Origin of the sequence: Kitasatospora sp. NPDC058046, assembly GCF_042885595.1 — a bacterium.
In the GTDB taxonomy this organism is placed as follows: domain Bacteria; phylum Actinomycetota; class Actinomycetes; order Streptomycetales; family Streptomycetaceae; genus Kitasatospora.
This window is the reverse complement of sequence record NZ_JBHVRS010000003.1, coordinates 103,316-118,818: the sequence shown is the minus strand read 5'-3', so window position 1 is coordinate 118,818 and position 15,503 is coordinate 103,316. Positions and strand designations below refer to the sequence as shown.

Below are 15,503 nucleotides of genomic sequence, written 5' to 3'. Positions count from 1 at the left end.
GTTGGGGCCCGTCAGAGCCCTCGGACGCTCACAGGTTGCCGCGTCGGTCCTGCTCGCGCTCGATGGACTCGAAGAGCGCCTTGAAGTTGCCCTTGCCGAAGCCGAGCGAACCGTGCCGCTCGATGAACTCGTAGAAGACGGTGGGGCGGTCGCCGATCGGCTTGGTGAAGATCTGCAGCAGGTAGCCGTCCTCGTCGCGGTCGACCAGGATGCCGCGCTTCTTCAGCTCCTCGACCGGCACCCGGACCTTGCCGATCCGCGCGCGCAGCTCCGGGTCGTCGTAGTAGGAGTCCGGGGTGGAGAGGAACTCCACGCCGCGTGCCCGCAGCACGTCCACGGTGGTGAGGATGTCGTTGGTGGCGAGCGCCATGTGCTGGCAGCCGGGGCCGGTGTAGAACTCCAGGTACTCGTCGATCTGGGACTTCTTCTTGGCGATGGCTGGCTCGTTGAGCGGGAACTTCACCCGGTGGTTGCCGCTGGCGACGACCTTGGACATCAGCGCGGAGTAGTCGGTGGCGATGTCGTCGCCGACGAACTCGGCCATGTTCACGAAGCCCATGACGCGGTTGTAGAACGCCACCCACTCGTCCATCCGGCCCAGTTCGACGTTGCCGACGGCGTGGTCGAGGGCCTGGAAGAGGCGCTTGGGCGAGCCCTCCGGGTGGGTGACCCGGCTCTCCGCGACGACGTAGCCCGGCAGGTACGGGCCGTGGTAGCGGGAGCGGTCGATCAGGGTGTGGCGGGTCTCGCCGTAGGTGGCGATGGCCGCGCGGCGCACGGTGCCGTTCTCGTCCGAGACGTCGTTCGGCTCCTCCAGCACGGTGGCGCCGGTCGCGCGGGCGTGCTCGATGCACTTGTCGACGTCCGGGACCTCCAGGGCGAGGTCGACGACGCCGTCGCCGTGGCGGCGGTGGTGGTCCAGCAGCGGGCTGTCCGGCTGGACGCCGCCCTTGATCACGAAGCGGCAGGAGCCGGAGCGGAGCACGTACGCCTTTCGGTCGCGGCGGCCGGTCTCCGGGCCGGAGTAGGCGACCAGCTCCATGCCGAAGACGACCTGGTAGAACTGCGCCGTCTGGGTGGCGTTGCCGACCACGAAGACGACCGCGTCCTGGGCCGTCACCGGGAAGGGGTCGGCGGCGGCGTCGTGCTCGACGAGGCCGACGAGGCGGCGCAGCTGGTCGGCGTCAAGACCGGCCTCGCGCTCCTCGGGGGTCAACTCAAGGGCGTGGGACTGCGGGGTCATCGCTCGTTCCTCCACTTCGGGCCTCGCCGTCGAGGCTTCCGCTGGATCGCGACCGCACCGAACGGGTGGGCGGTGTGGTTGCGGAGAGCTTGCTCCTGTCGGGGTGGTTGGGCAACAGGTCGGATTTTGACTGCTCAATGTGTACAAGCTGATCAGAAATTCCCGCTGTCAGCTGCGCAAAATGCGCTGCTCACCGGGGGTGAAGCACGAAGTCTGCGCAATGGGACGGTCACGCGCTCCCGGGGCCGACGGGGCGCGGGAGGTGGCGGAGGAACCAGTCCGCGGCCAGCTCGGCGACCCGGTCCAGGGTCCCCGGCTCCTCGAACAGGTGGCTCGCGTGCGGCACCACCGCGAGCCCGGTCTCGCAGCGCAGTCGGCTCCGGGCCCGCCGGTTGAGGTCGAGCACGGTGGGGTCCAGCGACCCGACGACGAGCAGCGTCGGGGCGCGGACCCGGGCCAGGGTGTCGGGCGCGGCGAGGTCCGGGCGACCGCCCCGGGAGACCACGGCGCGCACCGCCGGGCCCAGTTCGGCGGCGGTGTGCAGCGCGGCCGCGGCGCCGGTGCTGGCACCGAACAGGCCGAGCGGCAGGCCCCGGGTCTCGGGCACGGCGGCGTCCGGGCCGCCCTCCGCCGGGCCCAGCCGCCGGGCGACGGCTGTCAGCCGGCCGCCCAGCAGCGCCACGTCGAACACGTTCCGCCGGTCGGGCTCCTCGGCCTCGGTGAGCAGGTCGAACAGCAGCGTGGCCAGCCCGGTGCGGTTCAGGTACTCGGCGACGTGCCGGTTGCGCGGGCTGTGCCGGCCGCTGCCGCTGCCGTGCGCGAAGACGACGACCCCGCGCGCGCCGGCCGGGACGGTCAGCCGGCCCGCGAGGCGGACCCCGGCGACGGGCAGCAGCAGCTCCCGGTCGACCCCGGCGGAGGCCCCGGGCGGGTTGTCGGCGGCGGCCTCGGCCAGCAGCCGCAGCACCTCCTCGTCCTCGGTCTGCGAGAAGTCGGCGTAGAACTCGCCGATCGCGTAGAACGGGGACGGCGTGTCGACGCAGACCAGCTCGTCGGCGACCTCGTCGAGACGCTCGGCCCAGTCCGCGGGCGCGACCGGCACCGCGAGCACCACCCGGGCCGCGCCGCGCTCCCGGACGATCCGGCAGGCCGCCCGGGCGGTGGACCCGGTGGCGATGCCGTCGTCCACCACGACCACCGTCCGTCCGCGCAGGTCGGCGCGCGGCCGGTCACCCCGGTAGCGGCGGGCCCGGCGCGCCAGCTCGGTGCGCTCGCGCCGTTCCACCTCGGCCAGTTGGCCGTCCGTGACCGAGGAGAACCGGATCACCTGCTCGTTCAGCACCCGGACGCCGTCCTCGCCGATCGCCCCCATGCCCAGCTCGGGCTGGTACGGCACGCCGAGCTTGCGGATCACGCAGATGTCCAGCGGTGCGCCGAGCGCCGCGGCGACCTCGGCGGCCACCGGCACGCCGCCCCTCGGCAGCGCCACGATCACGGTGTCGGGGCCGGTCAGGTGGCCGAGCCGGGCGGCCAGCCGACGACCCGCCTCGGTGCGGTCGGCGAAGCGGGTGAAGTGGGTTCCGGTGACGTGCATGACACGGCCTCCGGTTCCACCGTACGTCGTTCCGGGCGGCTCGGGACGGTCGCGGACGGGGTTCCCGGGGTGCGTGCGGAGGGCGGTGCGCGGGATCGGGAGCCGCGACCGGACCGGGGCGCGACCGGGGTGCGACCAGGGCGGGAGCAGGGCAGGACCCTGGCGCGACCGGGGCGGGACCGGAGCAGGATCCGGCTGGGACGGGGCCGGGATCCCGGGTGGGATCGGGTCGGGAGCCGGACGGGACGACACCCCCGTGTGGTCGGGACAACGGGCGGCGCACGGTGGATCACAGAGGCGGACCGCAGCGCCCGCCCGCGACCGGAAGGAGCGCCCGTCATGTCGGGCACCGTGATCACCGACCTGCGCCGCCGAGGCGCCGTCGACCCCGGCCGCCTGCTCGCCGGACCGCTGCGCGGCGTCGGCCTGCGACGGCTCGACCCGGGCCGGCGCACCGAGGTGGCCGCCGACGGCGTCGAGCACGCGCTCTACGTCACCGCCGGCTCCGGTCTCGCCGAACTGCCCGAGGGCGCCGTGCACCCGAACCAGCCGAACCAGCCGGACCACCAGGACCGCCAGGACCATCCGGAGCGTGCCGAGGCCGGCCTGCCGCTGGTCGAGGGCACCGCGATCGTGCTGCCGCTCGGCTCGCGGACCGTGCTGGCCGCCGGCACGGCAGGACTGGAGTACTTCCACGCCGTCCTCGCCGTCCCGCCCTCCTCCGAAGAAGGTGACCCCAGGTGATCGTCACCACCGACACCGGCGCGGCCATGGTCGTCATCGGCCCGAACGGCGAGCGGGTACGGATCCGCTCCCTCGCCCGGCGCCCGATGCTCGCCAGCGCCTGCGAGACCTTCGACCACCTGCGGCTGAGCCCCGGCGCCCACCACGTGCTCGCGGGCCGGCCCGACACCGAGACCGTCCTGCACGTGCTGCGCGGAGCCGCCGTCGTCGGGCAACTCTCCGACGAGACCGACCACTTGGCCTCCGTGGGGGACCTGCTGATGGCCCACCGCGGCCGCACGCTGCACCTTGAAGCCGGACCGCTCGGCGCGGAACTGCTCTGCCTGACCCTCGCCGTCCCCCGGCACACCGCCGGCGCCCGGGCCGCCCCGGACCGCCGCCGAGCCACCCGCCGCGCCCGGCCCTGACCGGCTCCGACGGGTCCTGCCAGTCCTCGATCCGAGGAGACCCCTCGTGATACTCGTCCCCGCTGCCGTCCCCCGCACCGCACCCGCGTTCCAGCGGCTGATCGACCCCGAGCAGCGGCCGGCCGTCCGCGCCGGACTCACCGTCGAGGCGTTGCCGCCGGGCGTTCGGGTCGAGCAACTCCCTTACGAATCCGTCGAATCGGTGACCGTGGTGCTCTCCGGTCGGCTGCTCGCGGCCGGCCGGATCCTCTCCCCGGGCGAGGTGCTGCACCACCGGCCCGGCACCTCCTACCGGCTCACCGCCGTCCGCGGCGCGCCGACCGCCGTGCTCACCGTCCGTCCCACCCCGCCCCGGGCCGCCATCCCGGCCCAGCGGTCGGGCTCCGCACCCGCCCCGAGCTGGCGGCAGGTGGAGGTGGGCACCGTACGGCTCGACCCGGTCGGTGTCTGCGGACCGTATGCGGACCGGGCCGCCGACGCCTTCCTGGTGGTCCTCTCCGGAGCCTCCTCCTTCCTCGGCGAGCTCGGTGAAGTGCCGCTGCTCCCCGGCGACTTGGTCTACGTCCGGGCGGGGGAGCGGTACGGCCTCCGGGCCGGCCGTCGCGGACCGGTCACCGCCGTCCTGGGCCGCGTCGGGACCCCCGGCGCCACCCTGGGGCCGGAGTGGGACAGCAGGCCCATGCGCTCGGGGCAGGCCGATCCGCAGGGGTGAGGGTGCGAGGCCGGGAGGCCGCGGTGAGATGACAGTCGACAGCTGACAGAGTTCAAAATCTGTCAGCTGTCGACTGTCATCTGTTATCCGTCCGCCCGCCCGTCGCCCGTCCATCGCCGTCGGGTGCGGCGGGCGGCGGGCCGACACGCGGAGGGCTTCACGCGCACGTCACGGAAAGTCACGCGATCGCCGCTGATAGTGTCGGCCGGGTGGATGAAGAACAGCCGGTGGAACCCGCGGACCCGGCCGGAGACCCGCCCGTCCGTGTGCTGATCGTCGACGACCACCCCCTGTTCCGGGAGGGGCTCAAGGCGGCACTGGAGAGCGCCGAGGGCGTCCTCGTGGTCGCCGAGGCCGAGCGGGTCGCCGACGTTCCGGGGGAGGTCGCCCGGCACCACCCCGACGTGGTGATCATGGACCTCTCGCTGCCCGACGGCTCCGGCCTGGAGGCCGTCCGGCAGCTCGCCACCCGGGAGGCGCCGCCGCCGGTGCTGATGCTGACCATGTCGGACGACGACGGGAACCTGCTCGCCGCCCTCCAGGCGGGCGCGCGCGGCTACCTGGTCAAGGGGGCCGGGCGGGAGGAGGTGCTGCACGCGGTGCGGACGGTCGCGACGGGCGGCGCGGTGTTCGGCGGCGAGGTGGCCGGACGGATCACCGCCCTGCTGGCCGGGGCGAGGATGCGGGAGGCGGGGCAGCTCTTCCCCGAACTCACCGCCCGCGAGGCCGAGGTGCTGGGCCTGGTCGCGCGCGGGCTGGACAACCGGCGGATCGCCCGGGAGCTGGTGGTCGCGGAGAAGACCGTCCGCAACCACATCACCCACATCTTCGAGAAGCTGCACGTCGCCACGCGCGCCGAGGCGGTCGCCCGGGCCCGCGACATGGGCCTCGGCGACGGCCGGACCTCCCCGGAGCGGTGAACCGGAGCGGTGAACCGGAGGGGCGATCCGAGGGGCGAACGGGGAAGGTGAACGCGGGCCGTGGGCCGGAGAAGTGAACCGGGGGTGCCGGCCCGCCGACCGGCACCCCCGGAGTCCTGCCGCTCAGCCCTACGGCCGCATCTCGTACGCACCGGAGAGGGCCTCGACCCGCTCCCACACCCGCGCGTCCCGCGCCGGGTCGGCGACCGGGCGGCGCACGTTCGTCAGCGCCCAGGCGGCCTGCTCCTCGGTGGCCGAGGCCTTGCCGTGCAGCTCGGTGGCGTGCGCGGAGAAGTCGCGGACCAGCGCGTCGAAGATCCGGTCCAGCACGTCGCCGCCGTCCTCGGAGGCGGTCAGGCCGGTCAACTCGGCCTGCTCCAGCACCAGCTGGCCGTAGACGATCAGCGCGAACAGCTGGCCGATCTCCAGCAGGAAGTCCAGGTCGGCCTGCTGCTCCTTGCTCGGCGCGTTCTCGAGCAGCAGCGCGCAGAAGCCGTCGGCCTGCTCGCGGAAGCGGGCGACGTTGGGCAGCGCGGCGTGGCGGTCGTAGGCGGCGCGCCAGTCGTGGAAGCGGATCGCGCCGAGGCCGCGGGCCGGGCCCTGCCGGAACAGGAAGTCGTCGTCGGCGGCGTCCAGGCGGCTCGGCACCGGGGCGTAGTCGGCCGGGGCGAACAGGTAGTTGCCCATGAACTTGAGGATCAGCGCCAGGTTGACGTGGACGGTGCCCTCCAGCTTCGGCAGGCCGCGGATGTCCTTCGCGGCCTTGTCGAAGTAGGTGTCCGCCTCGAAGCCCTTGGCGGCGATGACGTCCCACATCAGGTCGATGACCTTCTCGCCCTCGGTGGTGACCTTCATCTTGGTCATCGGGTTGAACAGCAGGTAGCGGCGGTCCTCGGGGGAGGCGGTGCGGAAGTAGTCCACGGCCCGCGCGCTGAACAGCTTCATCGCCACCAGGCGGACGTAGGCGTCGGTCAACTCCCGCTTGACGTGCGGGAAGTCGGTGACCCGCTTGCCGTACAGCACCCGGTTGTGGGCGTGCGTGACGGCCTCGTACATCGCGTGCTCGCAGATGCCGATCGAGGCGGTGCAGAGGTTGAACTTGCCGACGTTGACGGTGTTGAGCGCGGCGTCGAAGGCGGCCTGGCCGGTGTGCAGCACGTCCTCGGCGCGCACCGGGTAGTCCTCCAGGCGGAACTCGCTGACGTACATCTGCGCGTTCACCACGTTCTTGACCAGGTGGTACGCGTCGTGGCGGCTGTCGGCGGCGAAGAAGACGTAGCCCTCCGGGCCCTCGACGTCAGAGCGGCGGCCGAACACCGAGACCAGGCCGGCCACGTTGCCGTTGCCGATGTAGTACTTGGAACCGGTCGCGGTGAAGCCGCCCTCGCCGTCCGGGGTGAGGATCATGTCGGTGGAGTAGATGTCCGCGCCGTGGGTGCGCTCGGAGAGGCCGAAGGCCATCACGTGGCCCTCGGCCAGCAGCTTGGCGGCGCGGGCGCGGACCGCCTCGTTCCCGCTCTGCCAGACCGGGCCCAGGCCCAGGATGGTGACCTGCCAGGTGTACCAGTAGCCGAGGCCGTAGAAACCGAGGATCTCGTTCAGCTCGGCGATGCGGGCGGTGTCCCAGCGCTTGTCGGGGTCGGCCGAGGCGGGGGTCAGGAACTCCGCGAACAGGCCCTCCTTCGCGGCGAAGTCCAGGAAGTCGGCGTACCAGCTGCGGTCGATGTAGGTGTCGATCAGCGCCTTCTTGCCGCGGGACTCGAACCAGTCCACCGTCGCGCGCAGCAGCCGGCGGGTCGGCTCGTCGAACTGTGCGGGGTCGTAGTTGCGCGGGTTGAAGAGCATCGAGGGGCTCCCGGGGGTCGAGGGTGTGAGGAGGGGCGGGTGGCAGGGACCGGGCGTCGCCCGCCGTCCGCCGGTCGTCGGCGGTCCGCCGTCAGCCGGCGGAGGAGAGGCGGCGCAGGGTGGCGAGCACGTCGTCGAGCCAGGCGAGGGTCATCCGCTCGTACTCGATGCCGCCGCGCAGCACCACGTGCTGCAGCTGCTGCCCGGCGTCGAGCGCGGTGGCGTCGGGGAAGTCCCGCTGCTCGCCGTGCAGGTAGCGGGCGAGCAGGGCGGCATGGCCCTCGCGGTGCCGTTCGACCTCGGAGATCAGTGCGGCCGGGTCGTCGAAGGCGGCGGCCCGGATCTTGACCGCGAGCTCGTGCCGGACGGTCTCCGGTTCGACCGGTTCGCGCAGCCAGCCGGCCAGCGCGGCCCGTCCGGCCTCGGCCGCCGAGTAGACCTTCTTGTCCGGGCGTCCGTCCTGGCTGACCTCCTGCGCGGCCACCCAGCCGTCCGCCTCCATCCGCCGCAGCACCCGGTAGATCTGCTGGTGGGTGGCGGTCCAGAAGCGCCCGATCGAGCGGTCGAAGCGCCGGGCCAGCTCGTAGCCGGAGCCGGGCTGCTCCAGCAGTGAGACGAGGATCGCGTGCTCCAGTGCCATGGCCCGCATCCTGCTATGCAACGAGTTGCATAGGCAATGGCGACCCGGACGGTTGAGACGCAGGTCACCGGCGTGATCCGATGGTTATCGGTTATTCCGGATGATTGGGTGCAAATCGTTGGATAAGAGCCAGAATGGGTACGGGGCAAGCGCCTTACCGGTTCCGACCACAGGAGGTGGTATCGGTGGCAACCCATATCCCGACGACGGGCATGGAGCACCATCCGGACATCGTCGAACTGCGCGAACGCTACGAGCGGGTCACCTCGACCCCCCGTGCCCAGGGCATCGAGGCCCTGGCCGTCCTGGCCGGCCTCTTCCTGGCGGCATCGCCGTGGATCGTCGGCTTCACCGCGTACAACACCCTGACCGTGACCTGCCTGATCGTCGGGCTGGCCTACACGGCTCTGATGGCCGGCTACGGGTCGGCCTACGAACGCACCCACGCGCGGGCCTGGGCGGCCGCCGCGCTCGGTGCCTGGACGATCATCTCCCCGTGGGTCGTCTCCGGGTCCGTCGCGCACGGCAAGAACATCGTGACCTGCGTCATCGTGGGCGCCGTGATGTTCCTGCTCGGCCTCGCGGCGATCTCGATGGCGACCATGACGTCGAACGGAGCATCGATGCGGCGCGGCCGGGCCGGTCGCGCCAAGGGCTGATCTTCCCCGCAGCCCGTGACCGGGGCGCGGAGGGCGCAACCGCCCGCCGCGCCCCGGCGCACGTCCTTCGGCGAAGGCGCGGCCGGCGACCGGGACCAAGTCGTGTCACAGCCGCCGGCCGGCCCGGCCCGCTAGGGGTGCGTCATCCGCAGCACGTCCAGCGCCTCGTCCAGCTGCTCCACGGTGAGCCTGCCCTGTTCGACGTAGCCGCGCTCCAGCACCACCTGACGGATCGTCTTGCGCTCCGCCAGCGCCTGCTTGGCGACCTTCGCGGCCTCCTCGTACCCGATGTAGCGGTTCAGCGGGGTCACCACCGAGGGCGAGGACTCCGCGTACTCCCGGGCCCGTTCGACGTTGGCGGTGATGCCGTCCACCGTCCGGTCGGCCAGCAGCCGGGCGCTGTTGGCGAGCAGCCGCACTGACTCCAGCACGTTGCGGGCGAGCACCGGGAGCATCACGTTCAGCTCGAAGTTGCCGCTCGCGCCCGCCAGGGTGACCGTCGCGTCGTTGCCCACCACCTGGGCGGCGACCATCAGCACCACCTCGGGCAGCACCGGGTTCACCTTGCCCGGCATGATCGACGAACCCGGCTGGAGGTCCGGCAGGTTGATCTCGCCGAGCCCGGTGCGCGGACCGGAGCCCATCCACCGCAGGTCGTTCGCGATCTTCGTGAACCCGACCGCCACCGTGCGCAGTTGACCGCTCAGTTCGACCAGGGCGTCCCGCGCGCCCTGCGCCTCGAAGTGGTTCCTGGCCTCGGTCAGCGGCAGGTCGGTGGCGCGGGCGACCTCCGCGATGACGGCCTCCGGGAAGCCGGGCGGGGTGTTGATCCCGGTGCCCACCGCCGTGCCGCCGAGCGGGAGTTCGGCCACCCGGGGGAGGGTGGCCAGCAGCCGCTCCCGCCCGTGCCGTACCTGCGCCGCGTAGCCGCCGAACTCCTGGCCGAGCGTGACGGGCGTGGCGTCCATCAGGTGGGTGCGGCCCGACTTGACCACCCGGGCGAACTCGGCGGCCTTGCGCTCCAACGCCTCCGCGAGGTGCTCCAGCGCCGGGACCAGGTCGTGGGTGACGGCGCCGGTGGCGGCGATGTGGATCGAGGACGGGAAGACGTCGTTGGACGACTGGCTGGCGTTGACGTGGTCGTTCGGGTGGACCGGCCGGCCCAGCCGCTCCCCGGCCAGGGTCGCGATCACCTCGTTGGTGTTCATGTTGGACGAGGTGCCCGAGCCGGTCTGGAACACGTCCACCGGGAACTGGTCGTCCCAGCGCCCCTCCGCGACCTCCTCGGCCGCCGCCGCGATCGCCTCCGCCGTCTCCTCGTCCAGCACCCCGAGCCGGGCGTTCACCCGGGCGGCTGCCGCCTTGATGCGGGCCAGCGCGGCGATGTGCGCCCGCTCCAGCCGCTGACCGGACACCGGGAAGTTCTCCACCGCCCGCTGCGTCTGCGCCTGCCACTTCGCGTCGGCCGGCACCCGGACCTCGCCCATCGAGTCGTGCTCGATCCGGTACTCCTGCGGCTTCTCCTGCTGGCCACCCATCGCGCGCTGCACCTCCTGTACGGGCCCGACCGGGCCCGGAACGGATCTCCGATCACCACAGCCGCGAGCGGGGCCCGGGTATTTCCGGTGGGGGTGACCCGGTTCCGGTTCTGGTCCCGGTTCGGGCCCGGCGCCTACTGCCGGGGCAGGCCGGTACGGGCCACCTCGGCGCGGACCAGCTCGCCCGGGGCGGTACCGGCCTGGGCGACGAGGCCGCCGCCCGGGGCCCAGACGCCGGAGCCGCCCGAGCTGTCCGGGTACTCGCCGGTGGCCCCGGCGCAGGTCGCGAGCACGCACCACACCCCGTGGGCGGCGGCCCGGTCGCGGACGTGGCCGTCCCGGCGCTCGGCCTGGGCGGCGCCGGGCCCGTAGAGGGTGGAGGCGACGTAGGCGTCGATGCCGAGCGCGGCGGTCTCCTCGGCGTGCGTCGGATCGGCGGCGTCCGCGCAGACGGCGAGGCCGAGCCGCAGACCGTCCAGCTCCAGGACGACGGGCTTCCCGCCCGGGGTGAAGCGCTCGACCTCGGCGCCGTGCAGGCGCATCTTCCGGTAGACGACCTCGGCGCCCTCCCCGGTGACCGCCAGCGTGGCGACGGACTCGCGCCCGTCGGCCTCGACCACCGGCGCCCCGATCAGGGCGACGGCACCGGCTGCGGCGCAGGCCGCCACCAGCGGTGCGAGCCGGGCGTCCGCCGGGTCGACGGCCGGTGCGGCCAGGTCGTAGCCGGTCAGCGACAGCTCGGGGAACACCACCAGCCGGGTGCCCGCCTCCCGTACCGCCTCGGCGTGCCGGGCCGCGTTCTCGGACACGGTGTCCGGACGGCCGGCGGCGGCGCAGACGGGCTGGGCGACGGCGACCGTCAGCGGCCCGGGCACGGGACGCGCGGGCACGGGCGGGTTCGCGGACGAGGGCACGGCGGGGCCTCCGGCGGGCGGGGTGGGGTGATCGCGATCAACCTATGCGCCCGCCGAGGAGCCGGGCAACAGAGTCCGGACGAGGAGCTGTGCAGGTGGACGGGGTTCCCGGGGCGGATCGGACCGATCTCACTCGAAGGAGTGAGATCCCCGGCGGGTGCTTCAAACGGCCGTACGCCCCTCCCTACGCTCCAGACCGGGCCGGGCGGACTCCGGCCGGACCCGGATCGCCGCAGCTCGGCCCGGGGGGACCAGCGCGAAGGGGCGGACGGACGGATGACCACAGGACACGGCCCGAGGGGCGGAACGGGTGACGGGGCGGCACCGGAGGGGATGACCCCCATGAATACCCGCATGAACGCCCAGGTGGACGCCGCTGCGGACGCCCCGACGGAGGCCTCCGCGGGCGCTCGGGCGCAGGCCCCGGCGAGAGCCTCGTCGACGGCCCCGGCGGCCCCGGCGGCCCCGGCGGGCCCGCGGAGGGGCACCACCGACGGCCTCACCCGCCGACAGCTGCTGGGCGCGTCGGCGGTGCTCGGCGGCGCGGCCTGGCTGCTGCGCGGCACCGTCGGCCCGGACAGCGCCGAGGCCGCCACGCCCGTACCGCCCGGGCTGCCCGCCGGCACCGAGCTCTACCAGCGGGTCTTCCAGAACTGGTCCGGCGAGATCCGCACCGACCAGCTGTGGACCTGCGCGCCGCGCACCCCCGAGGAGGTCCCGGCCCTCGCCGACTGGGCGCACGCCAACGGCTGGCGGCTGCGCGCCTCCGGCTACCGGCACACCTGGGCGCCGCTCACCGTCGCCGCCGGGACCCCGGAGAGCGCCCGGGTCCTGCTCGTGGACACCAGCCGGTACCTCACCGCCATCAGCGCCGACTCGCCCGGCACCGTCCGGGTGCAGACCGGCGCCACCATGGAGGCCCTGCTCGCGCACCTGGCCCAGCGCGGCCTGGGCCTGACCGCCTGCCCCGCCCCCGGCGAGCTCACCGTCGGCGGCGTGCTCGCCATCGGCGGCCACGGCACCGCCACCGCGGCGGTCGGGGAGGTGCGGCCGGAGGGGCACGGCTACGGCTCGGTCGGCAACCAGGTCGTCCGGCTCACCGCCGTCGTCCTCGACCCGGCCACCGGCCGCTACACGCTGCGCACCTTCGACCGCTCCGAGGCCGACAGCGCCGCCTTCCTGGTGCACCTGGGCCGCGCCTTCCTCACCGAGGTGGTGCTGCGGGCCGGCGCCGACCGCCCCTTGCGCTGCGTCAGCCGGCTCGACATCCCGGCGAGCGAGCTCTTCGCCCGCCCGGGCAGCGGCACCGGGACCGGCGGCGGGCTCGGCGGAGTGCTCGGGGGAGTGCTGGGCGGCGTCCTCGGCGGCGGGAGCGGCCCGCGCACGCTCGCCGAGTTCGTGGACCGCGACGGCCGGGTCGAGGCGATCTGGTTCGCCTACACCGAGTACCCCTGGCTCAAGACCTGGAGCGTCACCCCGAACAAGCCGCTCGGCTCCCTCTCCGTCGACCGCCCCTACAACTACCCCTTCTCGGACAGCATTCCGGAGCCGGTCGCCCGGCTCGCCGGGGAGATCGTCGCCGGCGCCTGGGCATCGGCCCCGCTGTTCGGCCAACTCCAGTACCTGGTCGCGAAGGTGGGGCTCACCGGCGACATCACGGACATCCTGCTCTCCGGCGACCTGCTGCGCCGGCTGCTCAGCGGCGAGGTGCTCACCCACCTGCTCGCCGGCGGACTGCACTCCGACCTCTGGGGCCCTTCCCGTGCCCTGCTCCAGTACGTCCGCCCGACCACCCTGCGGGTCACCGCCAACGGCTACGCGATCCTCACCAAGCGCGCCGACCTCCAGTGGGTGGTGAGCGAATTCGCCGCCTACTACCGGGAGTTGCTCGCCGCCTACCAGGCCCGAGGTGAGTTCCCGGTGAACGGCGCGGTGGAGATCCGGGTCACCGGCCTGGACGACCCGGCCGCCTCCGGCGTCCCCGGCGCCCGGCCCCCGCTGCTGTCCGCACTGCGCCCGCGCGCCGACCGTCCCGAGTGGGACACGGCGGTCTGGCTGGACGTCCTGGCCTTCCCCGGCACCCCCGGACTGGAGCGCTTCGCCCGGGAGTTGGAGCAGTGGCTGCTGCGCACCTTCGACGGCACCCGGGCGGGCCTGCGGGTCGAGTGGTCCAAGGGCTGGGCCTACACCGACGCCGCCGCCTGGTCCGACCCGGACATGATCGGCCGGGCCATCCCCGACAGCCTGCGGGTCGGCGGCGGGCCCGGCTGGGACGAGGCGGTCGCCGTCCTGGACCGCCACGACCCGCACCGGGTGTTCGGAAATCCCTTCCTGGACGGGCTGTTGAAGTAGTCCGTGCCCGCAAGGGGATGCTGGCTGGTCGTCAGATGTGTTCCATGACGATCACCGCGAGGGTGTCCGGGGCCAGGGCGCGGAACACGTGCGGAGCGTCGCCCGGGTAGCTCACGTAGTCGCCCGGGCCCAGTTCCACCGGCGCCTCCGTCGGTCCGACCAGCGCCCGCCCGGCACCGATCAGCACGTGCTCGACGGTGCCGGGCATGTGCGGGTCGGAGGCCCTGGTCTCGCCCGGCTGCGCCTCGATCCGGTAGATGTCGCGCCGGGCGTTGGGCGGGCAGGAGGAGAGCACGGTGGCGGCGTAGTCGGCGCGCTCGGAGTGGGTCACCGGGCCCTCGCCGGCCCGGATCACCTTGACCACCGGGCGAGGCGGGTCGACCAGCCGGCTGAACGGCACGTTCAGCGCGACCCCGAGCGCCCAGAGCGTCTCCACGCTGGGGTTGCCCGCGCCCGACTCCAGCTGGGACAGGGTGGACTTGGCGATGCCCGCACGCCGGGCCAGCTCGGCCATCGACAGGCCGCTGCGCTCGCGCTCGCGCCGGATCGCGGAGGCGATCTGGCCGATCAGCTCGGTGCCGTTCCCGTTGCCGTTGCCGCCGGCGCTGCTGCCGCCGGGGCTGTTGCCAGTGCCGTCGTCGGGGCCCGTGGCCGGGGTGGTCTGGTCACTCATGCTCGCCACTCACGCTTCCTCCTGGCCCCTTCCACGTCCACGGCTCCCGGTGCGGCCGATTCCGCCGTTCATGCTGCCACGGTCGGTCGTGCCGACCGTACCGACCGCGTCGGCCATCGTTCGCCGGATCGGTCCGCCTGTTCGCCTTGACGAACGAGGCTGGAGCGGTTCACTCTAATGAACATGCGTTCGCTACTCCGAACACTGGAGCGCGCCACCCTCCGGGACGTCGCTCTGGTCTGCCTGGCCGATGCCCTCGTCGGCGCCTCCTTCGGCGCGATCAGCGTCTCCGGCGGTCTGCCGCTCTGGGTGCCGGTCGCCCTCTCCGTCCTGGTGTTCGCGGGCGGCTCCCAGTTCGCGGCGGTCGGCGTGGTGCTCTCCGGCGGCGGCGCCCTCGCCGCGGTCGCCACCGGGCTGGTGCTCAACGCCCGGCTGCTGCCCTTCGGCTTCACCGTGGCCGACGTGCTCGACGGCCCCTGGTGGCGGCGCCTGCTGGGCGCGCAGCTGCTCACCGACGAGACCGCCGCCTTCGCCCTGCAGCAGAACGAGCCGCGCCGGCGCCACGCCGTGTACTGGCTCTGCGGGATCGCGCTGTTCGTGGTCTGGAACGTCTCGGTGCTGCTCGGCGCGCTCGCGGGCGGGCTGATCGGCGACACCGACGCGCTCGGCCTGGACGCCGCCTTCCCGGCGGTGCTGCTCGCCCTCGTCCTGCCCTCGCTCGTGGGCCGCCGCATCCGTACGGCGGCGCTGGTGGGAGCGGTGGTCGCGGTCGCCGCCACGCCGTTCGTCCCGGCCGGGCTGCCGGTGCTGCTGGCCCTCGTCGGGCTGCTGTTCGCCGGACGGCCGGCGGCGGGGGAGGCGGCCCGGAGTGCCGCGGACGAGCAGAACGTGGAGAACGCGGTGGGCGGGGAGAGTGCTGTGAAGAGCGAGAAGGAGACGGTTCGATGATGCCGCTGTACGCCGTTCTGCTGCTCGCGGCCGGAACGTACGCCTACCGGCTCGCCGGGCCGCTGCTCGCCGGCCGGCTCGCCCTCTCGGAGCGACTGCGGCACCTGCTGGCCGTCGCGGCGACGGTGCTGCTCGTGGCCCTGGTCGCGACCGGCGCGCTGACCCAGGGGCACGGCTTCGCGGGGTGGGCCCGCCCGGCGGGCGTGCTGGCCGCAGGGGTGCTCGCGCTGCGCCGGGCACCGTTCCCGGTGGTGGTGGTCGCCGGTGCGGCGACGACGGCGGTGCTGCGGCTCTGCGGGGTGGGGTGACGGCTG

The 15,503-nt window shown here is 73.7% G+C and carries 15 protein-coding genes; 8 read left to right on the top strand and 7 right to left on the bottom strand.

The window, feature by feature from the left end; translation table 11 throughout:
• Window positions 1-28: 28 nt before the first annotated feature.
• Together hppD and ACFVU7_RS08350 are read right to left on the bottom strand one after the other, a co-directional pair.
• A complete protein-coding gene (gene hppD, locus ACFVU7_RS08355) occupies window positions 29-1,243 on the bottom strand; it encodes a 4-hydroxyphenylpyruvate dioxygenase (RefSeq protein ID WP_049659944.1) in 1,215 nt (404 codons plus the stop codon).
• Window positions 1,244-1,472: 229 nt separating this feature from the next.
• Window positions 1,473-2,837, bottom strand: a complete 1,365-nt coding sequence (locus ACFVU7_RS08350) for a phosphoribosyltransferase family protein (protein WP_388044687.1) — start codon at window positions 2,835-2,837, stop codon at window positions 1,473-1,475.
• Between the two features lie 339 nt (window positions 2,838-3,176).
• Here ACFVU7_RS08350 and ACFVU7_RS08345 point away from each other — a divergent pair, with 339 nt between their 5' ends.
• The 4 genes from ACFVU7_RS08345 (at window position 3,177) to ACFVU7_RS08330 (ending at window position 5,620) form a co-directional block, all read left to right on the top strand.
• A complete protein-coding gene (locus ACFVU7_RS08345; RefSeq protein WP_388044686.1) occupies window positions 3,177-3,581 on the top strand; it encodes a hypothetical protein in 405 nt (134 codons plus the stop codon).
• Window positions 3,578-3,988 carry a hypothetical protein gene (locus ACFVU7_RS08340; protein WP_388044685.1) on the top strand — a complete coding sequence of 137 codons (411 nt, stop codon included), beginning with the start codon at window positions 3,578-3,580 and terminating at the stop codon, window positions 3,986-3,988. Before ACFVU7_RS08345 ends, ACFVU7_RS08340 begins: the two co-directional genes overlap by 4 nt.
• 46 nt (window positions 3,989-4,034) lie before the next feature.
• Entirely contained in the window at window positions 4,035-4,700 is a 666-nt protein-coding gene (locus tag ACFVU7_RS08335; RefSeq protein ID WP_388044684.1) for a hypothetical protein, read from the top strand.
• Window positions 4,701-4,909: 209 nt separating this feature from the next.
• Window positions 4,910-5,620: a response regulator gene (locus ACFVU7_RS08330; RefSeq protein ID WP_387966657.1), complete on the top strand. Its 711-nt coding sequence runs from the start codon at window positions 4,910-4,912 to the stop codon at window positions 5,618-5,620.
• 129 nt (window positions 5,621-5,749) lie between these two features.
• Here the strand turns inward: ACFVU7_RS08330 and ACFVU7_RS08325 are convergent, their stop codons facing one another.
• Both ACFVU7_RS08325 and ACFVU7_RS08320 read right to left on the bottom strand, forming a co-directional pair.
• The gene (locus ACFVU7_RS08325) at window positions 5,750-7,465 is read right to left on the bottom strand and encodes an acyl-CoA dehydrogenase family protein (RefSeq protein ID WP_074004212.1); all 1,716 of its coding nucleotides are present in this window, start codon (window positions 7,463-7,465) and stop codon (window positions 5,750-5,752) included.
• A gap of 91 nt (window positions 7,466-7,556) precedes the next feature.
• A complete protein-coding gene (locus ACFVU7_RS08320) occupies window positions 7,557-8,105 on the bottom strand; it encodes a PadR family transcriptional regulator (RefSeq protein WP_074004213.1) in 549 nt (182 codons plus the stop codon).
• A 185-nt stretch (window positions 8,106-8,290) separates the two neighbouring features.
• Here ACFVU7_RS08320 and ACFVU7_RS08315 point away from each other — a divergent pair, with 185 nt between their 5' ends.
• Window positions 8,291-8,764 carry an SPW repeat protein gene (locus tag ACFVU7_RS08315; protein ID WP_310593178.1) on the top strand — a complete coding sequence of 158 codons (474 nt, stop codon included), beginning with the start codon at window positions 8,291-8,293 and terminating at the stop codon, window positions 8,762-8,764.
• Window positions 8,765-8,895: 131 nt separating this feature from the next.
• Here the strand turns inward: ACFVU7_RS08315 and ACFVU7_RS08310 are convergent, their stop codons facing one another.
• Both ACFVU7_RS08310 and ACFVU7_RS08305 read right to left on the bottom strand, forming a co-directional pair.
• On the bottom strand, window positions 8,896-10,302 hold the full coding sequence (locus ACFVU7_RS08310; protein WP_074004214.1) for an aspartate ammonia-lyase: 1,407 nt from the start codon (window positions 10,300-10,302) through the stop codon (window positions 8,896-8,898).
• A gap of 134 nt (window positions 10,303-10,436) precedes the next feature.
• Window positions 10,437-11,192, bottom strand: coding sequence for a carbon-nitrogen hydrolase family protein (locus tag ACFVU7_RS08305; protein WP_388044683.1), 756 nt, complete (start codon window positions 11,190-11,192; stop codon window positions 10,437-10,439).
• Window positions 11,193-11,558: 366 nt separating this feature from the next.
• Here ACFVU7_RS08305 and ACFVU7_RS08300 point away from each other — a divergent pair, with 366 nt between their 5' ends.
• Window positions 11,559-13,568: a cholesterol oxidase substrate-binding domain-containing protein gene (locus ACFVU7_RS08300; RefSeq protein WP_388044682.1), complete on the top strand. Its 2,010-nt coding sequence runs from the start codon at window positions 11,559-11,561 to the stop codon at window positions 13,566-13,568.
• Window positions 13,569-13,599: 31 nt separating this feature from the next.
• Here the strand turns inward: ACFVU7_RS08300 and ACFVU7_RS08295 are convergent, their stop codons facing one another.
• On the bottom strand, window positions 13,600-14,241 hold the full coding sequence (locus tag ACFVU7_RS08295; RefSeq protein WP_388044681.1) for a helix-turn-helix domain-containing protein: 642 nt from the start codon (window positions 14,239-14,241) through the stop codon (window positions 13,600-13,602).
• A 183-nt stretch (window positions 14,242-14,424) separates the two neighbouring features.
• On the opposite strand from ACFVU7_RS08295, the gene ACFVU7_RS08290 reads away from it, so the two are divergent.
• Complete coding sequence (locus ACFVU7_RS08290) at window positions 14,425-15,189, top strand: AzlC family ABC transporter permease (protein ID WP_388044680.1); 765 nt, start codon at window positions 14,425-14,427, stop codon at window positions 15,187-15,189.
• A complete protein-coding gene (locus ACFVU7_RS08285) occupies window positions 15,189-15,497 on the top strand; it encodes an AzlD domain-containing protein (protein WP_369808302.1) in 309 nt (102 codons plus the stop codon). Before ACFVU7_RS08290 ends, ACFVU7_RS08285 begins: the two co-directional genes overlap by 1 nt.
• The last annotated feature ends 6 nt before the right edge of the window (window positions 15,498-15,503 follow it).

Excerpts from the sequence above, each read along its gene's own strand:
- ACFVU7_RS08310 (WP_074004214.1), bottom strand. The coding sequence starts at position 10,302 with ATGGGTGGCCAGCAGGAGAAGCCGCAGGAGTACCGGATCGAGCACGAC.
- ACFVU7_RS08300 (WP_388044682.1), top strand. The coding sequence starts at position 11,559 with ATGAATACCCGCATGAACGCCCAGGTGGACGCCGCTGCGGACGCCCCG.
- ACFVU7_RS08285 (WP_369808302.1), top strand. The coding sequence starts at position 15,189 with ATGCCGCTGTACGCCGTTCTGCTGCTCGCGGCCGGAACGTACGCCTAC.
- ACFVU7_RS08290 (WP_388044680.1), top strand. The coding sequence starts at position 14,425 with ATGCGTTCGCTACTCCGAACACTGGAGCGCGCCACCCTCCGGGACGTC.
- ACFVU7_RS08295 (WP_388044681.1), bottom strand. The coding sequence starts at position 14,241 with ATGAGTGACCAGACCACCCCGGCCACGGGCCCCGACGACGGCACTGGC.
- ACFVU7_RS08345 (WP_388044686.1), top strand. The coding sequence starts at position 3,177 with ATGTCGGGCACCGTGATCACCGACCTGCGCCGCCGAGGCGCCGTCGAC.
- ACFVU7_RS08325 (WP_074004212.1), bottom strand. The coding sequence starts at position 7,465 with ATGCTCTTCAACCCGCGCAACTACGACCCCGCACAGTTCGACGAGCCG.
- hppD (WP_049659944.1), bottom strand. The coding sequence starts at position 1,243 with ATGACCCCGCAGTCCCACGCCCTTGAGTTGACCCCCGAGGAGCGCGAG.
- ACFVU7_RS08320 (WP_074004213.1), bottom strand. The coding sequence starts at position 8,105 with ATGGCACTGGAGCACGCGATCCTCGTCTCACTGCTGGAGCAGCCCGGC.
- ACFVU7_RS08350 (WP_388044687.1), bottom strand. The coding sequence starts at position 2,837 with ATGCACGTCACCGGAACCCACTTCACCCGCTTCGCCGACCGCACCGAG.